This window comes from Streptomyces sp. NPDC030893 (genome assembly GCF_055571535.1).
In genome coordinates, this window is the sequence record NZ_JBVIFC010000012.1 from 58,531 (window position 1) to 75,008 (window position 16,478).

The 16,478-nt window shown below is 72.9% G+C and carries 19 protein-coding genes; 8 read left to right on the plus strand and 11 right to left on the minus strand.

All coding sequences use genetic code 11. From position 1 onward, the window contains the following. Positions 1 to 90 precede the first annotated feature (90 nt). Together ACZ434_RS22155 and ACZ434_RS22160 are read left to right on the plus strand one after the other, a co-directional pair. The gene (locus tag ACZ434_RS22155) at positions 91 to 747 is read left to right on the plus strand and encodes an ATP-dependent Clp protease proteolytic subunit (RefSeq protein WP_468458395.1); all 657 of its coding nucleotides are present in this window, start codon (positions 91 to 93) and stop codon (positions 745 to 747) included. Then, complete coding sequence (locus tag ACZ434_RS22160; RefSeq protein WP_468458397.1) at positions 744 to 1,349, plus strand: ClpP family protease; 606 nt, start codon at positions 744 to 746, stop codon at positions 1,347 to 1,349. The genes ACZ434_RS22155 and ACZ434_RS22160 overlap by 4 nt, the downstream gene beginning before the upstream one ends. A gap of 15 nt (positions 1,350 to 1,364) precedes the next feature. On the opposite strand, the gene ACZ434_RS22165 is transcribed toward ACZ434_RS22160, so the two are convergent. Next, positions 1,365 to 1,766, minus strand: coding sequence for a helix-turn-helix domain-containing protein (locus ACZ434_RS22165; RefSeq protein WP_468458399.1), 402 nt, complete (start codon positions 1,764 to 1,766; stop codon positions 1,365 to 1,367). Between the two features lie 247 nt (positions 1,767 to 2,013). Here ACZ434_RS22165 and ACZ434_RS22170 point away from each other — a divergent pair, with 247 nt between their 5' ends. Further along, positions 2,014 to 2,898, plus strand: coding sequence for an RNA polymerase sigma factor SigF (locus tag ACZ434_RS22170; RefSeq protein ID WP_468458401.1), 885 nt, complete (start codon positions 2,014 to 2,016; stop codon positions 2,896 to 2,898). A gap of 26 nt (positions 2,899 to 2,924) precedes the next feature. Here ACZ434_RS22170 and ACZ434_RS22175 read toward each other — a convergent pair whose 3' ends face one another. Continuing rightward, entirely contained in the window at positions 2,925 to 3,380 is a 456-nt protein-coding gene (locus ACZ434_RS22175) for an ATP-binding protein (RefSeq protein ID WP_468458403.1), read from the minus strand. A 146-nt stretch (positions 3,381 to 3,526) separates the two neighbouring features. Here ACZ434_RS22175 and ACZ434_RS22180 point away from each other — a divergent pair, with 146 nt between their 5' ends. The 3 genes from ACZ434_RS22180 (at position 3,527) to ACZ434_RS22190 (ending at position 5,899) form a co-directional block, all read left to right on the plus strand. Next, entirely contained in the window at positions 3,527 to 4,099 is a 573-nt protein-coding gene (locus ACZ434_RS22180) for a PRC-barrel domain-containing protein (RefSeq protein ID WP_468458405.1), read from the plus strand. Continuing rightward, a complete protein-coding gene (locus ACZ434_RS22185; protein WP_468458407.1) occupies positions 4,096 to 4,548 on the plus strand; it encodes a PRC-barrel domain-containing protein in 453 nt (150 codons plus the stop codon). Before ACZ434_RS22180 ends, ACZ434_RS22185 begins: the two co-directional genes overlap by 4 nt. A 76-nt stretch (positions 4,549 to 4,624) precedes the next feature. Further along, positions 4,625 to 5,899, plus strand: coding sequence for a streptophobe family protein (locus tag ACZ434_RS22190; RefSeq protein WP_468458409.1), 1,275 nt, complete (start codon positions 4,625 to 4,627; stop codon positions 5,897 to 5,899). Between the two features lie 24 nt (positions 5,900 to 5,923). Here ACZ434_RS22190 and ACZ434_RS22195 read toward each other — a convergent pair whose 3' ends face one another. Both ACZ434_RS22195 and mgrA read right to left on the minus strand, forming a co-directional pair. Beyond that, positions 5,924 to 6,334, minus strand: coding sequence for a hypothetical protein (locus tag ACZ434_RS22195; protein ID WP_468458411.1), 411 nt, complete (start codon positions 6,332 to 6,334; stop codon positions 5,924 to 5,926). Between the two features lie 282 nt (positions 6,335 to 6,616). Further along, positions 6,617 to 7,609 (minus strand): L-glyceraldehyde 3-phosphate reductase, encoded by a 993-nt coding sequence (gene mgrA, locus ACZ434_RS22200; protein ID WP_468458413.1) that lies wholly within the window; start codon positions 7,607 to 7,609, stop codon positions 6,617 to 6,619. 127 nt (positions 7,610 to 7,736) lie between these two features. Here mgrA and ACZ434_RS22205 point away from each other — a divergent pair, with 127 nt between their 5' ends. Both ACZ434_RS22205 and ACZ434_RS22210 read left to right on the plus strand, forming a co-directional pair. Further along, positions 7,737 to 8,627, plus strand: a complete 891-nt coding sequence (locus tag ACZ434_RS22205) for a LysR family transcriptional regulator (protein WP_468458415.1) — start codon at positions 7,737 to 7,739, stop codon at positions 8,625 to 8,627. A 28-nt stretch (positions 8,628 to 8,655) separates the two neighbouring features. Beyond that, complete coding sequence (locus tag ACZ434_RS22210) at positions 8,656 to 9,171, plus strand: mycothiol transferase (RefSeq protein ID WP_468458418.1); 516 nt, start codon at positions 8,656 to 8,658, stop codon at positions 9,169 to 9,171. Here ACZ434_RS22210 and ACZ434_RS22215 read toward each other — a convergent pair. The 7 genes from ACZ434_RS22215 to ACZ434_RS22245 form a co-directional block, all read right to left on the minus strand. Beyond that, entirely contained in the window at positions 9,153 to 10,223 is a 1,071-nt protein-coding gene (locus ACZ434_RS22215; protein ID WP_468458420.1) for an adenosine deaminase, read from the minus strand. The genes ACZ434_RS22210 and ACZ434_RS22215 overlap by 19 nt on opposite strands. Before the next feature lie 46 nt (positions 10,224 to 10,269). Next, positions 10,270 to 10,662: a VOC family protein gene (locus tag ACZ434_RS22220; protein ID WP_468458422.1), complete on the minus strand. Its 393-nt coding sequence runs from the start codon at positions 10,660 to 10,662 to the stop codon at positions 10,270 to 10,272. A 106-nt stretch (positions 10,663 to 10,768) separates the two neighbouring features. Then, on the minus strand, positions 10,769 to 12,139 hold the full coding sequence (locus ACZ434_RS22225; RefSeq protein ID WP_468458424.1) for a phospholipase: 1,371 nt from the start codon (positions 12,137 to 12,139) through the stop codon (positions 10,769 to 10,771). A 96-nt stretch (positions 12,140 to 12,235) separates the two neighbouring features. Next, positions 12,236 to 13,135, minus strand: a complete 900-nt coding sequence (locus ACZ434_RS22230) for a glycoside hydrolase family 19 protein (protein WP_468458426.1) — start codon at positions 13,133 to 13,135, stop codon at positions 12,236 to 12,238. 232 nt (positions 13,136 to 13,367) lie between these two features. Then, on the minus strand, positions 13,368 to 13,547 hold the full coding sequence (locus ACZ434_RS22235; RefSeq protein ID WP_468458428.1) for a hypothetical protein: 180 nt from the start codon (positions 13,545 to 13,547) through the stop codon (positions 13,368 to 13,370). A gap of 140 nt (positions 13,548 to 13,687) precedes the next feature. Next, entirely contained in the window at positions 13,688 to 15,772 is a 2,085-nt protein-coding gene (locus ACZ434_RS22240; protein ID WP_468458430.1) for an MMPL family transporter, read from the minus strand. A 114-nt stretch (positions 15,773 to 15,886) separates the two neighbouring features. After that, the gene (locus ACZ434_RS22245) at positions 15,887 to 16,396 is read right to left on the minus strand and encodes a MarR family winged helix-turn-helix transcriptional regulator (RefSeq protein ID WP_468458432.1); all 510 of its coding nucleotides are present in this window, start codon (positions 16,394 to 16,396) and stop codon (positions 15,887 to 15,889) included. Between the last annotated feature and the right edge of the window lie 82 nt (positions 16,397 to 16,478).

Sequence of the window (16,478 nt, forward strand, 5' to 3'; positions counted from 1 at the left end):
ATCCCACCGCCCGGCCCGTTCGCCGGTCGACAGTGGAGGCACGCGGTCACTCCCGGCCGCGTAGCGAACCAGCGACCACCAGGAGCGCCGATGTCTCCACTCACCGCCGTCCCCCGGCCGGCCCCGCTGCCCCGGGCCGAGGAGGGCGACACCCCGCCGACCCGGTACGACGACCATCTCGCCGCCCAGTTGCTGGCGCAGCGGATCGTGCTGCTGGGCACCCAGGTCGACGAGGTCTCCGCGAACCGCGTCTGCGCGCAGCTGCTGATCCTGTCCGCCGAGGACCGCCGCACCGACATCAGCCTGTACATCAACAGCCCCGGCGGCTCGGTGCACGCGGGGCTGGCCATCTACGACACCATGCGGCTGATCCCCAACGACGTCTCCACGCTGGCGATGGGCTTCGCGGCCAGCATGGGCCAGTTCCTGCTGTGCGTCGGGACGCCGGGCAAGCGCTACGCCCTGCCGAACGCGCGCGTCATGATGCACCAGCCGTCGGGCGGCATCGGCGGCACCACCGCCGACATCGAGATCCAGGCGGAGAACCTGGAGTTCACCAAGCGGACCATCGAACGGATCACCGCCGAACACACCGGACAGACCCCGGAGACCATCTCCCGGGACGGCGACCGGGACCGCTGGTTCACCGCCGAACAGGCCAGGGAGTACGGGATGGTCGACCGGGTGGTGGAGTCGCTGGACGACGTCCGTCCGGCCGCGACACGGCGCAGGGCGGGGTTGCAGTGAGGGGTTCGTACACGATTCCGCACGTCGTCGAGCGCACCCCGCGGGGCGAGCGGTCCTACGACGTGTTCAGCAGGCTGCTCTCCGAGCGGATCGTCTTCCTCGGGACGGAGATCGACGACGGCGTCGCCAATGTCGTCATCGCCCAGCTGCTCCATTTGGAGTCGGCGGCCCCGGAGAGCGAGATCGCGGTGTACATCAACTCCCCCGGCGGCTCCTTCACCTCGCTCATGGCGATCTACGACACGATGACGTTCGTACAGGCACCGGTGTCGACGTTCTGTGTCGGGCAGGCGGCCTCCACGGCGGCCGTGCTGCTGGCCGGCGGGGACCCGGGACGGCGGTTCGTGCTGGAACACGCGCGGGTGCTGCTCGGGCAGCCGGCCGCGGGCGGGGCGCGCGGCACGGCGTCCGATCTGTCGCTCAGGGCCAAGGAGATGCTGCGGATCCGGTCCCAGGTGGAGGAGGTGCTGTCCCGGCACACCGGTCACGACGTGGCGACCCTGCGGGCGGACATGGACCGCGACAAGGTGTTCAGCGCCGAGGAGGCCGTGGCGTACGGCCTGGCCGACGAGGTGCTGGCCCGGCGCCTGACCGGGGTGTGAGGCGCCGGGTGCGGGTCAGGCGGCCAGGCACAGTCCGCCGTGCGGTCCCGAGCCGGGCACGGCCCGGGAGGCGGGGGCCCGCCGGGAGGTGACGCGGAGCAGTTCGCCGTGGGCCCGGGACAGCAGATCGCCGAGGCCGAGACCGAGCGCCCGGGCGGCGGCCGCGAGGACCTCCGAGGAGGCCTCCTTGCGGCCCCGCTCCACCTCCGAGAGATAGGGCATGGAGATCCGGGCCGCGTCGGCGACGTCCTTCAGCGTCCGCTCCTGGGCGAGCCGCTCCCTGCGCAGCACGTCGCCGACGAGGTCGCGCCAGAGCGGCTCTCTGGGCGGGGGTGCGGGGGCCGGGCGGGCCCCCTCGGGTCGCAGGGGGATGACACGGGCCTGGTTCGGCGCTCGATCCGGCGCTTGACTGGTCACCCGCCCAGCCTAGGAATCACGGCCCGGAGGGGAAGGGAGCGGCGTTCCGCCCTGAGTGAAGACGTCCGGCGCCCCGCGTCGCGCTGCCCCGCGCGATGCTTCGGCGTACGCTCGGAACGTGGACGTGGACGACCGGTGCGCACCGTGTTCCGGACCGATCGGGAAACCGGTGTGCATGGGTCGGCACGTGCTGGGTACTCGCGAGGCTCAGGCACATGGGCAGCCGTGACGTTCGTGGGGAGAGGAAATGAAGACCGCCGTGATCCGGTCGCAGGCACAGGGAGTCGACGAGCGCGCCGAGGCCGGGACGGGTGGCGGGAACCTGTGGGACATCGACCCCCGGACGGTCGCTCCGCGCGACGCGAGGGAGCTGTCCCGGCAGTTCTTCCGGCGTATGGCGGACCTTCAGGAGGGCACGCACGAGTACCAGTACGCGCGCAACGTCCTCATCGAGATGAACATGTCCCTCGTGCGGTTCGCGGCCGGGCGGTTCCGCGGCCGGGGCGACGACATGGACGACATCGTGCAGACCGGCATGATCGGCCTGATCAAGGCGATCGACCGGTTCGAGCTGTCCCGCGAGGTGGAGTTCACCTCCTTCGCGCTGCCGTACATCGTGGGCGAGATCAAGCGGTTCTTCCGCGACACCACCTGGGCCGTGCATGTGCCGCGGCGGCTCCAGGAGCTGCGGGTCGAGCTGGCCAGGGCCCGCGAGGAGCTCGCCAGCAGGCTGGACCGGGAGCCCACGGTCGCCGAGCTGGCCACCCTGATGAACATCACGGAGCAGCAGGTCGTCGAGGGCCAGATCGCTGCGAACGGGTACAACTCCTCGTCGCTGGACGCCGCGCTCACCGGTGACGGGCCGGAGCACGGCGAAGCCGTCCTCGCCGACTTCATCGGGGTCGAGGAGGAGGGGATGCGGCTCGTCGAGGACTTCCACACGCTCGCGCCGCTCATGGCCGAGCTCAGCGAACGCGACCGCGAGATCATCCATCTGCGGTTCGTGGAGGAGGCCACCCAGGCGGAGATCGGTGAGCGCCTCGGCTGCTCGCAGATGCACGTGTCCCGTCTGATCAAGCGGATCATCACCCGTCTGCGCGAAGGGATGCTGGGCGAACTCGGCTGCGCCTGACGGGGCGGGAGCGGACCGGCGCGGGGTCAGCCCGCGTCGAGGGGCAGTACGGCGCGTACGCGCTTGCCGACCGGCACGCGTTCCACCCCGACGTCCAGCGCGAGCGCCCGGACGATCTCCAGACCGTGGCGTCCGACCCGCTCGGGGTCACGGGGGAAGACGCGGGGAAGGGTGGCGCTGCTGTCGTAGACGGCCACGGTGATCGAGGTGTCCGTGCCCTCCAGCTCCAGGATGTACGGGCCCTCGCTGTGCCGGTCCGCGTTGGTGACCAGTTCGCTCACCACCAGCTGCACCGCGCCGTCGGAGCGTGCGTCGATGCCGGCGCACCACTCGGTCCTGAGCTGCTGGAGGAATTCCGCGGCGAAGGCCCGCGCCTCGGCGATGCATCCCGGCTCGCCGGTGAAGTGTGCCGCCCGCCGCAGCGGTTCCACGGGCACGTCGAAGCCAGTCGGTATCACTGCCCCGTCCAAGTGATAGGTCATGCGTTTTCTCTCTGCGAAGCCGGCCCGGCCGGTGATCTGCACCAGTCCTGGTACCCCGACTCCGGCGGCGCAGTCCACCTGATCCGTGTTCGGCCCGGTGCCATGGGGAACCCGCCCTTTCGCCAGGTCCGGCGGAAGGGCGTGCCATGAACGAACTGACGGCGGTGCGGAGCCTTTCGACGCTGCCCGTGGTGACGCTGGGCGGCGACGCCCTGGCCCACGTGAAGGACACCGTCTTCGACCCCCGGGCCGAGCGGATCGCCGGCTTCACGCTGACCGGCCGGACCCTGCTGTCGGGGCCCCTGCCACGGGATCTGCCCTGGCCGGCGGTGCACTGCCTGGGCCGGCACGCGGTCATGGTGCGCGACGCGGGGGCGCTGTGCGACCTGCCGCTGTCGGCGGCGCGCCGCGAGGCGGTGCGCGGACGGCTGCTCGGGGCGCAGGTGCTGACCGAGGAGGGCGAGACGGTGGGGACGGTGCTCGACGTCCTGGTCGAGGGCGGCACCAGTGGCCGGCTCGTCGCCTTCCGGCTGGCGGCGCACCGGGAGCTGGTGCACGGCTCCCGGCACCGCAGGCACCGGGCGTACATCCCCCGGGGCGAGGTGCTGAGCGTCAGCGGCCGGACGCTGGTGATCCCGGCGCACGCGACGACGTACGTCACCGACGACCTGCCCGGGGCCGTCGCCCACCACGGCCGTGGGAGGGGTGCGGCCCGATGATGCTGTTCTCCCGGGTGCGGGGGCTGCCCGTGCTCCTTCCGGGCGGCGCCGGCCGTGTCGGCGTGGTGCGGGCGCTGACCGTCGCCGGGGCGCCCTGGCGGGTGACGTACGTGCGGATGGCGCGCGGGCGGCTGCGCCGGGACGCGGTGGTGGCCTGGGCCGCCCTGGGCACGGCCGGCCCCGGCATGCTGGTGGCCCGCTCCGCCGGCGGCCCGGACGAGGTCCCGCCCCATCACGAGCTGGTGGGCAGCCGGGTGCTCACGGAGTGCGGTGAGGAGCGCGGCACGGTGCTCGACGCGGCGTTCGATCCGGTCACCGCCCGCGTCGAGGCGGTCCTGACGACGCTCGGCGAGCTGTCTCCCGACCGCCTGCTGGGCCTCGGCGACCACGCCCTGGTGATCCGCGCCCGGCCACGCCCGGCGGTCGGTCACCGGGTGTCCGCCACCTGACCCGAACGACGGGTCCGCGGCGCGCGGACGGACCTCCCGGCGGGCGGCACCGCCCGGTGCTGCTTAGCGTGCCCACGTGAGCGCACCCACCTCCTTCGGCCCCGCGGTCTCCCGCCACGGCTGGGCGCAGGCCCTCGCCACGGTCCTCGGCACGCTGGCCGCCATGGGCGCGGTGGCCGCGCTCGGGCTGTGGGCGGCCGGTGCGGCGGACCTGCCGGGCGGTGCCTTCCCCCAGGTGCTCGCGGCGACCGTGGTGACGGCCGTCGGCGGCACGGTGCGGCTCTCCGGGGACGCGGGCGGACTGGCCGGCACGGAGGGCGGTCTGGCGGTGATCCCGCTGTCCGTCACGCTCACCGGGGCGCTGGTGGCCGGGTGGGGGTTCCTGCGTCCGCTGCGTCACCGGGCGGTCGCGGGGGCGCCCGAACTGTACGGGTGGGCCGCGCGGATCGCCGTGCTGTGGCTGCCGGCGCTCATCGGTCCGGCGCTCGCCGCGCGGCACACCTTCGAGATCCCGCTCGGGGACGGGCCGCTCGGGGACCTCGGTGAGCTGTTCGGGTTCAGGCCGGTGGTCGGCTTCGCCGCGGACGTACCGCTGACCGTCCTGATCGGTCTGGTGTGGCTGGCGGGGGTGCTGCTGGTGGCGCTGCTGGTGTCCCGCGGCGCGCCGTTGCCGGCCGGGCCGCTGCGTTTTCAGACGTCGGCGCGTCCCGCGGCGCGGGCGATGCTGCGGCTGCTGCTCGCCTCCGTCGTCATCGCTCTGGTGGTCGCGCTGGTCGTGGCCGCGACCCGGGGCCACCCGGTGGAGACGTTCGCCGTGATGCTGCTCGGGCTGCCCAACGTGGCCTGGCTCGCGCTGACCGTGGGGCTCGGGGCCACCTGGGACGGCAGGGTGGAGGGGCCCTTCGGGCTGCCCGTGCCGCGGGTGCTCGACGAGGTGCTGCGCACTCCTGACGTCTCCGAGCTGAACCTGGGCACGCTCGTCGAGCACGACGGCGGCAAGTGGTGGTGGCTGCTGGTGGTGGACGCGGTGCTGCTGCTGGCCGTCGCGTTCGTGATGGCGGCCCTGTCCCCGCCGGGCGTCCGGGTCTGGCGGCACGCCGTGCACCTGGCGGTCGCGCTGGCGCTGACGGTGCTGATGATCTGCCTCATGGTCCGGATCTCCGCGCGGATCGGTCTGTCCGTGCTCGGCATCGGCGATCTGGGCGAGGGGTTCTCCGGCGAGGTGCTGCTGACGCCGCGGCTGGGGAGCGCCCTGGGACTGGCGCTGCTGTGGGGGCTGGTCGCCGGGTTCGCGGGGGCGTCTGCGGCCCGGGCGGTGCGCCGGCGGGGTGACGGCGGGCGGCAGCGCTGACCCGCTCGGCGGGGGCGGTCCGGGTCAGGCGACCGGGACGCCGAGCACGCGGGCGGCGCGCTGCATGCGCAGGGCGTCCACGGATTCGGCCAGCAGCTCGTACTCGGTGGTGTCGTCGCCGGTGGCGAGCCGCACCATGCGTCCGGCGGCGAGCGCCTCGGCCACCTCTTCCTGTCGGGCCACGTCGGCGCACCAGGCGCGCAGCACGGCGGGTACGTCGAGCACGCCGTCGGGGACGGGGACGAGCGCGCCCGGCGGTAAGTGCTCGGTGTCGGGCCGGGGGTCGAGCCGCTCGGCGATCCAGGAGGCACGGTCGCGCAGCCACCACAGGGCGAGGGCGAGGGTGGGCGCCCGGTAGGTGCCCAGCGGCACGCCGATGCGCCGGCCGTCGCAGACGCCGTAGGCCGTGACGTGGCACAGGAATTCGTCGTGCACGTTCCCTCCCCCGCTGCGTCGCGTGCCTGCCGGGTACGGGCCGGCTGCCCGCCCCGGGCTCGCGTGCTGTGCGTGAGGGCGCCGTCGCGCGGTGTGAAGCGCTCTCGTTGTCGAGTATGTTCACCGCTGAATCACTGTCACCATGAGTTTCCGGCCAGTCTCCTGGCATATTCACGGCGACGCGTGGCCGAAACGGTTCGGCAGCGGCGGACGACCGACGGGGCGCACGGTCCCCCGGGTGTTCTCCGAGGGCACCCGGCCCGGTCGGTCGCCCGGCCGGGACTACCGCTTCACCACCGCGTCGATGCGGGACAGCTCGTCCTCGGCGAAGTCGAGGTTGCGGGTGGCGGCCACGCTGTCCTCGAGCTGCTCCGGGCTGCTCGCGCCGACCAGCGCGGAGGTCAGCCGCCCGCCGCGCAGCACCCAGGACAGCGCCAGCTGCGCCAGGGTCTGGCCGCGGGAGGCGGCGATCTCGTCGAGCTCCCGCAGCCGGCCCACCAGTTCCCCGGTGAGGGCGTCGGAGTTCAGGAAGGGGCTGTCGCTCGCGGCCCGGGAGTCCTCGGGGATGCCGTCGAGGTAGCGGGCGGTGAGCAGGCCCTGCTCCAGCGGGGAGTAGGCGATGGAGCCGACGCCGAGCTCGTCCAGGGCGTCCATCAGCCCCTCGTCCTCCGGGCGGCGGTCGAGCATCGAGTAGCGCGGCTGGCTGATCAGCAGCGGGGTGCCCAGTTCGCCGAGGGTGCGGGCGGCCTCGCGGGTCTGCTCCGCCGAGTAGTTGGACACGCCGACGTAGAGCGCCTTGCCCTGCTGGACCGCCGAGTGCAGGGCACCCATGGTCTCCTCCAGCGGGGTCTCGGGGTCGAAGCGGTGCGAGTAGAAGATGTCCACGTACTCCAGGCCCATGCGGCTCAGGCTCCGGTCCAGCGAGGACAGCAGGTACTTGCGCGAACCCCATTCGCCGTAGGGGCCGGGCCACATCAGGTAGCCGGCCTTGGTGGAGACCACCAGCTCGTCGCGGTACGGCGCGAAGTCGGCCCTCAGCGCCTCGCCGAGGGCGGTTTCGGCCGCTCCGGGCGGCGGCCCGTAGTTGTTGGCCAGGTCGAAGTGGGTGACGCCCAGGTCGAAGGCGCGGCGCAGGATGGCGCGCTGGGTCCCGGCGGGACGGTCGGGTCCGAAGTTGTGCCACAGGCCGAGCGAGAGCGCGGGGAGCTTCAGGCCGCTGCGTCCGGTGCGCCGGTAGGGCATGTCCGCGTAGCGGTCGGGGTGTGCGGTGTACAACGCGACTCCAGAGGGGTTGGCACCTGTCGGGGCGGTTCCGTCGAACCGCTGCTCCACTCTGCCGTGACCTGCGGGCAGTGGTCCAACAGGAGAATCCGATGGTATTCAGCGGATACGCTTCTCGGTCATGGAACTGCGTCACCTCCGGCATTTCGTCGCCGTCGCCGAGGACCGGCACTTCACCCGCGCGGCGGAGCGGCTGATGGTCTCCCAGTCGGGCCTGTCCGCCTCCATCCGCTCCCTGGAGCGCGAGCTGCGCGCGCCGCTGTTCGTCCGGACGACCCGCAGGGTGACGCTCACCGAGGCGGGGCGGGCGCTGCTGGCGGAGGCCGAGCGGATCCTGGCGCAGGTGCGGGCGGCGCACGAGGCGGTGGCGGCGGTGCAGGGGGTTCTGCGCGGCACCCTCGCGCTGGGCACCGAGCAGTGCATCGCCGGGGTGCACGTGGCGCAGCTGCTCGCCGCGTTCCGGCGGCGGTACCCCGATGTGGAGATCCGGCTGCGGCAGTGGGGCTCGGCGGCGCTGGCCGAGGAGGTCGCGGCGGGCCGGCTGGACCTGGCGTTCGTCTACCGGACGGAGACGGACCCGGAGCAGCTGCGGTCGCTGCCCCTGACCGGCGAGCCGATGACCGTGCTGTGCCATCCGGACCACCGGCTGGCACGGGCCGGGGCGCCGGTGACACCGCGGGACCTGGCCGGCGAGGTGTTCGTCGACTTCCACCCCGACTGGGGTCCGCGCCGCGCCACCGACGCCGCCTTCGCCGCCGCGGGCGTACGGCGCACGGTGGCGCTGGAGGTGAACGACGTGCACAGCCTGCTCGACCTGGTCGACGAGGACCTGGGGGTCGCCGTCGTGCCGCGGCACTTCCGGCACAAGCGCGAGACCCTCACCGCGCTCCCGCTGAAGGACACCGGCGAGGCCGCGTACGAGACGGTCGCCCTGGTGCCGTCCCCGCGGACGGCCAGCCCGGCGGCGCGGGCGCTGATGGCGCTGCTGGACGGCAGCACCGAGGACGCGTGAGGCGCCCGGATGCGCGAGGGTGGGAGGCATGCATGCCAAGGACATCCTCATCGACGGCTTCGGCCGCGTCCGCGAAGAGGTCCACGCCGCCGTGGAGGGCCTGGACCCCGAAGGGCTGAACGCCCGGCCCGGGCCCGGCGCCAACTCCGTGGCCTGGCTGGTCTGGCACCTCACCCGGGTCCAGGACGACCACATCGCCGACGCCTTCGGCCTCGACCAGGTGTGGCTCTCCGGGGGCTGGGAGCAGCGCCTCGGGCTCGGCCTGCCCCGCCACGACACCGGGTACGGCCACACCTCGGCGCAGGTCGCCAAGGTGCGGGTGGACTCCGGTGACCTGCTGACCGGCTATCACGACGCGGTGCACGAGCAGACCCTGGGCGCGCTGCGCACCCTGGCCGCCAAGGACCTGGAACGGGTGATCGACGAGGGCTGGGATCCCCCGGTGACCCTGGGCGTACGGCTGGTCAGCGTCCTGTCCGACGATCTCCAGCACGTCGGACAGGCCGCGTACGCGCGCGGGCTGGTTCAGAGCGCCGCGTCGTAGCCGGGCAGGACCACGTCCCGGATCAGCGCGTTGCGCTCGTCGAACGGCAGGAACGCGCTCTTCACGGCGTTCACCGTGACCGTGCGCAGGTCCTCGGCCGTCCAGCCGGCCTGCTCGACGAGCAGGGCCATCTCCCGGGTCATGGTGGTGCCCGAGACGAGACGGTTGTCGGTGTTGAGGGTGACGCGGAAGCCGAGGTCCTTGAGCGCGGTGATCGGGTGGTCGGCGATCGAGGTCGCGGCGCCGGTCTGGAGGTTGGAGGTGGGGCACATCTCCAGGGCGATCCGGCGGTCGCGGACCCAGGCGGCGAGACGGCCGAGCTTGCCCTCCACGATGTCCTCGGTGATCCGCACCCCGTGGCCGATGCGCTGGGCGCCGCACACCTGGACGGCCTGGTGGATGCTGGGCAGGCCGTGGGCCTCGCCGGCGTGGATGGTGAACGGCACGTTCTCGCCGCGCAGGTGCCGGAAGGCGGCGAGGTGGTCGGCGGGCGGGAAGCCGTCCTCGGCGCCGGCGATGTCGAAGCCGACGACGCCGGCGTCCCGGAAGGCGACGGCCAGATCGGCGGCCTCACGGACGCGGTCGAACATCCGCATGCCGCAGAGCAGGGTGCCCACCCGGACGGGCGTCCCGGCGGCGGCCGCCTTGGCCATGCCGGCGGCGAGACCTTCCTGGACCGTCTCCACGACCTCGCGCATCGTCAGCCCGCCCCTGGTGTTCAGCTCGGGGGCGTAGCGCACCTCGCCGTAGACGACGCCGTCGGCGGCGAGGTCGAGGACGTACTCCTCGGCGGTGCGCAGCAGACCCTCGCGGGTCTGCATCACGGCGAGGGTGTGCTCGAAGGTGGCTATGTAGCGGACCAGGTCGCCGGAGTTCGCGGCCTCGACGTACCAGGCGGCGAGCTCGTCGGGGTCGGTGGTGGGCAGCGTGTGGCCGACCGCCTCCGCCAGTTCCACGACGGTGGCGGGGCGCAGCCCGCCGTCGAGGTGGTCGTGCAGGACGGCCTTGGGGAGGCGGCGGATCAATGCGGCATCTACGCGCGTAGCGGTCATGGCGGGACCTTCCTTGGGCGGGACGGTTCGAGGGGACGGCGGGGAGTCAGGCGGCGGGCTGGAGGAGGTCCCAGCGATTGCCGTACAGGTCCTGGAAGACGGCGACCGAGCCGTACGGCTCCCGGCGCGGCTCCTCCAGGAAGGTCACGCCGGCGGCGGTCATGCGCGCGTGGTCGCGGGCGAAGTCGTCGGTGTGCAGGAAGAAGCCCACGCGCCCGCCGGTCCGGTCACCGGTCCTCGCCCGCTGCTGCTCCCCCGCGGCGCGGGCGAGCAGCAGCGCGGCACCGGAGTGTCCGGCGTCCGGTTCGACGACCACCCAGCGGCCGCCGTCCGGCCGGGGCGCGTCCTCGGCGAGCCGGAATCCGAGCGCCTCGGTGAAGAAGCGGATCGCCTCGTCGTAGTCGTCCACGACGAGGGTGACCAGGGCGATGCGTCTCATCGTGACCTCTCACAGACGGGATTGACCGGAGAGGTTATACGTAAAACCGCCGGGAGCGCCAATCCCGTTCCGGGGCGGGTTTCCCGGAACGGGACCGGCGTGGTGGCTAGGGAAGGACGTAGGTGTTCAGGGCGGCGACCGCGGCCGCGGGGTCGCCCAGGTCGTAGCGGTCCACGGCGAGGTAGGTGGGCTTCTTGCGGGCGGCCGGCCGGCAGAAGCGGCGGGCCCGGTCGGCGAGCTTGGCGTTGTCGGTGCCGGCCGTGGAGGCGACGGCCGCGTCCCGGAAGTGGTTCATGACGAACAGGGGGCGGAAGCCGGGCTCGGTGCGGGTCAGCGGGATGTTGGTGCCGGCGTCGTACCAGCGGCTGTAGCAGGACCAGTCGGAGGTGCCGATGCCCGGCCCCATGGACCAGTGGTTCTCGACGGTCCACTCGCTCTGGTACATCACGCCGAAGGTGTCCCGGGTCAGTCCGGCCGCTTGGTCGGCGGCGCGGCTGTGGTCGGTGAAGATCAGCAGGCGGTGTCCGGCGGCGGTCAGCTCCGCCATGGCCGGCCAGCCCTTCTCGCGGACGCCGGTGCGGTCCGGCCGGTACAGGACGTCCGACAGCCCCCGGACGCGGGCGAGTTCGGCGCGCAGGACGCCCGGGTCGACGTAGTCCTCCAGGAAGACGGTGACGAACTGGTCGGGGTGGGCGCGCAGGAAGTCGACCATCCGCTGGAGGTCGACCCACAGGGCGACGGGCCTGCGGACGAGGGTGCAGCTGTTGTGGCAGAGGATCGCGCCGTCCGGGGTCTGGTGGATGTCCAGCATGAACCCGCGGACTCCGTCGGTGAGTTGGCGCTCGATGCCGCGGTTCTGGTTGGGGAAGAGGTCGACGAAGGGCGGGGCGAAGCCGCCGTCGACGCCGTTGGCGTAGGCGTTGTGCGAGGTGAGGAAGGTGACCTGGTCCAGGGTGCGCCGGTCCTGCGGCGGCATGGGGCGGGTGGCCGGGGCGACCGGGGTGAGGTACCAGGTGGCGAGGTCACCGGTGCCGCTTCCGATGCCGAGCGGGGCGGGATGGTTGGCTCCGGAGGGCTTCGGGGCGACGGTGAGGCGGCGGTCGGTGCCCGGGACGGTGAGCGTGAACCGCTCGGCGCCGGCCGGGGTGATCTGCCAGCGCGCCTCCGGGCTCGCGCAGGCGACGGTCCGGGCCCGGTCCCCGGTGCGGCCCAGACAGGTGCCGGGGCTGTCGGTGTTCTCCAGGGTGCCGTCGGCGCGCAGGTTCCACTGCTGGCGGTCCTCGTCGCCGCGCGGCCGGTGCTGCTCGACCGCGCCCGGGCGGTCGGCGGCGTTGAGCCCGGTGGCGGCGCTCTGGACGTAGTAGGTGCCGGGCGGCGGGACGGCGTCGGCGGCCGAGACGGGTGCCGGTGCCACGGCCGTCGCGGCCAGCGCGGCGGCCGAGACGGTCGTGGCGAGGAGGGCGTGGGGGGTGCGCATGGTGGATGCCCTTCGTCCGGGCACGGCCGGGCGCGCGAGGGGCGCCACGGCCGTACGGATGGTCAGGGGCATGACACCACGGAGCGCGGCGCCCCGTCAGCAGTACAGGTTGCCGCCGGGTGTCGTTCCCAGGAGCTGGGTGAACTGCTGGTACTTGGTCACCCTGCTCTGCACCTGCGCCGGGTTCTTGCCGTCGCACTCCACCCAGCCGTTGATGGCGCGGATCGTGTGGCCGAATCCCGCCTGGTTGACCATGGCGCTGTGGGCGGTCATCGAGCCGGGACCGGTCTGGGTGTTCCAGTACCACAGGGCCGTCTTCCAGGCGACGGCGGAGTCGTTCTGCACCAGCCAGGGGTTGTTCAGCAGGTCGATGCCGAGCGCGTCGCCCGCGGCCTTGTAGTTGTAGTTCCAGCTCAGCTGGACCGGTCCGCGGCCGTAGTACGCGGCCTGGCCGGCCGGGCAGCCGAACGGCTGTCCGTAGTCGCAGTAATGGGGGTAGTTGGCGGTGTTCTGCTCCACGATGTGCACCAGGCCGCCGGTCTCGTGGTGGACGTTGGCCAGGAAGGCGGCGGCCTCCTGCTTCTTCACCGTGTCGCTGCCGGTGTTGGCGAAGCCGGGGTAGGCGCTCAGCGCGGCGACGAGCCCGCTGTAGGTGTAGAAGCCGTTCCGGTTCGGGAACATCTGGTTGAACTGCGCCTCGGTCACGACGAACTTGCCGACGGGTGTACCGGGGCCGTTGTCACAGGCGTACGGCTCCCAGTACCAGGTGCTGATGACCGGGTCGTAACCCGGGTTGGCGTGCTCGGCGACGTACGCCCGGCCGTCGCTGTAGCGCACGATGTCACCGGCGTTGTACCACTTCCCGGCCACCCAGTCGGGATAGCTGGAGCAGGCGGCGGAGGAGGCGGCGGACGCGGTCGCGGCGGGGAGGAGCACGGGGGCGCTGCCGGCGAGGACCAGAGCGGCGGTCACGGCGGCGATGCGGCGTCTCGACAAGGGATCAACTCCTTTGCGGAACACGGTCGTTCCCAGGGAGGACATGCCTCGGCGACGTCCCGCTCCGCACGCGCCGGCGGGGCCGGTCACGGCGTGGGCGACCGTGGTGGGGGGTGTGGAGCACACTCAACCGCTTTGGTCTGTACCAGTCAAGGGTTTAGACCAGTCATCATGGCCGTGCCCGGTGACTCCGCGGGGAGTCACCGGGCACGGGGCCGGCCAGGGGGTGCGGTCAGCCGTCCTCCTCGGACCGGAGCACGACGAGGAACGCGTCCGACTCCAGGTCCATCACGACCGTCGCGGGTTCGCCGCAGGCCCGGTGCCGGGCCGCGCACTCCTCCGCGGGCCAGGATCCGCGCGGGGATCCCGCGGGGAAACGCTCCAGCACCTTCGCTCCCGTCACGGCGGTCATGTCGGTGGACACCTCCTGGCGGCCCTCGGCCCGGAGCGCCCTCCGGTGCCGTTCGTCGTCCGTGTGGTGCGGCTGCCCCGGATCCCGACGGACATGTACGGAAGGACACGCACCGGTCCCGACTCCGTCCGCCCCGGCGGTCAGTCGCGGGCCTCCTCGCGTTCCCGGGCGAGCCGCCCCGGCCACCAGGCGACCGGGCCGATGTCCAGGGCGAGGGCGGGCACCAGCAGGGAGCGGACGACCAGGGTGTCGAGGAGGACACCGAAGGCGACGATGAAGGCGACCTGCGCCAGGAAAGCCAGGGGGATCACCCCGAGCGCCGCGAAGGTCGCCGCCAGCACCACGCCGGCCGAGGTGATCACCCCGCCGGTGCTGACCAGCCCGCGCAGCACGCCCTGGCGGGCTCCGTGGCGCAGCGACTCCTCCCTGACCCGGGACATGAGGAAGATGTTGTAGTCCACACCGAGGGCCACCAGGAACACGAAACCGTACAGCGGCACCGACGGGTCGGTGCCCGTGAACCCGAACAGCGGGAAGACGAGGGCGGAAACCCCCAGCGTGGCGAGGAAGTTGACCGCGACGGTGGCGACGAGCAGCGCGGGCATCAGCAGCGAGCGCAGCAGCACGGTGAGCACCAGGAAGATGACCACGAGGACGACCGGGACGATGAGTCCGCGGTCCCGCTCCGCCGTCCGCAGGGTGTCGTACTGCTGGGCGGTGTAGCCGCCGACGAGGGCGTCGGCGCCGGGGACGGCGTGCAGGGAGGTGCGCAGCCGGGCCACGGTGTCCTTCGCGGCGTCGCTGTCGGAGGCGGCGTCGAGGGTGACGTCGACGCGGACCCGCCCGTCGACGACCAGCGGTTCGCCGCCGGGACGTCCGGAGGCCGTCACGCCGGCCGCCGAGGCGACGCCGTCGGTGTCCTCGGCCACGGCCACCACCTGCTCCAGCCGGCCGGCGTCGGCGATGACCACGGTGGGGTTGCCGGAGCCGCCGGGGAAGTGCTCGGAGAGGGTGCGCTGGGCGGCCACGGAGGGCGCGTCGTTGACGAAGGTCTCGTCGAGCGGAACCCCCTTGGAGGTGAGGGCCGGTGAGAAGGCCGCGAACACGACGAGGCCCGCCAGCGTGAGCGCCCACACCTTGCGCGGGGCACGGTCGACGAGGGAGGCGACCCGCTGCCACACACCGTTTCCGGTGCGCCGTTCATCGGCGCTGTGCGGCTTCGCGGGCCAGTAGGCGGCGCGGCCGAGCAGGACCAGCACGGCGGGCAGAAAGGTCAGGGTGCCGAGTACGGCGCAGGCGATGCCGATCGCGCCGACCGGTCCGAGCGCGGCGGTGTTGGTGAGGTCGCTGAGCAGCAGGGCGAGCAGACCGAGGACGACGGTGGCGGCGCTGGCCACGACGGCGCCCCAGGTCTGCCTCAGCGCGGACCGCATGGCGGTGAACCGGTCGTGCTCCGCCAGTTCCTCCCGGAAGCGGGCGGTGAGCAGCAGGGCGTAGTCGGTGGCGGCGCCGATGACGAGGATGGACAGGATGCCCTGCACCTGACCGTCGACGCGCACGATGTCGTTCTTCGCGAGCGCGTACACCACCGCGCAGGCCAGGGCGAGCGCCAGCACCGCGGAGATGATGATCACCAGGGGCAGCAGGACGCTCCGGTACACGAGGATCAGGATCACCAGGACGGCCGCCAGCGCGACACCGAGCAGCAGGCCGTCGATGCCGGCGAAGGCGTCGGAGAGGTCGGCCTGGGTCGCGGCGGGCCCGGCCACCTGGACGGTGGTGCCGTCCACCTGGCCGGCCGCCGTCCGGATGCGTTCGAGGGCTTCGGCAAGCTGGTCCCCGTCGGCGGGTTCCAGCTGGACGACGGCCTGGAGTGCCTCGCCGTCCTCGGAGGGGAGCGCCGGGGAGACCTTGCCGGCGACACCCGGGGCGTCGGCGAGGGAGGCGAGCGAGCGGGTGGCCTCGGCCTGCCGGTCCGTGACCGGACCGCCTCCGTCGGCGGTCCACAGCACGATCGCGGGAAGCGTCTCGTCCTGCCGGAAGGCCTTCTGCTCCTCGATGACCTCCGTGGACTCGGCGCTGCGCGGCAGGAAGCCGGCCTGGTCGTTGGTGGCCACCTCACCGAGCCTGCCGGCGTAGGAACCGAAGGCCCCGCCGATGCCGAGCCACACGACGACCAGCAGGACGGGGACGAGCCGGCGGGCCCATCGCGTTGAGGCGTTCATCGCTCTCCAGGTGCGGCGGTAATCATCTGAATGAAAAACAATCTCAATGATTGAAATGGATTGCGGTGGTGATCGTAGACCACACCGCGCCCGCCGACGCCGTCAGCCCGGCGGTCAGGGCCGCCCGGGAATGCCTCGCAGTGCCAGTTCCTCGTTCAGCGCGGTCAGGAACCTGAGGGCTACGGCGAGTTCGGCACCCTCGAACCGGGCCAGGGCGGAACCGGCTGCCTGCGCGAGCGGGCGGAAGTACGTCCGGGCCGCCGCCTTGGCATCGGCCGCGTAGTACAGGTGGACCACCCTGCGGTCGCTGCTCTCCCGGACCCGGGTGACGTGCCCGGCGCGCTCCAGCCGGTCCACGCACGCGGTCACCGCGCCCGAGGTGAGCCCGAGGTGCTCCCTGAGCCGGCCGGGGGTCATCGGCTCGTCCGCGTCCAGGATCGCCGCGAGCGCCTGGACGTCGGTGACATGCAGTCCGTTGCGGTGCGCGAAGCCGTGGACCATGCGGTTGATCTCGCCGTTCATCCGCCGCAGCTGGACGGCGAAGTCCTGGAGGTCGGCCCTCTCCGGCGCCCGGGAACCGCCCCGCTCCGCCGTCTGCCGCTCCCCGTCGTCTGCTGTGGCCACGGGATCACCCTATAGAAGCTCCGGTGGCCGCCCCCGCCCGCGCCCCGCCCCCTTCACCCAGCTCTACACATAAGGGGAAAAT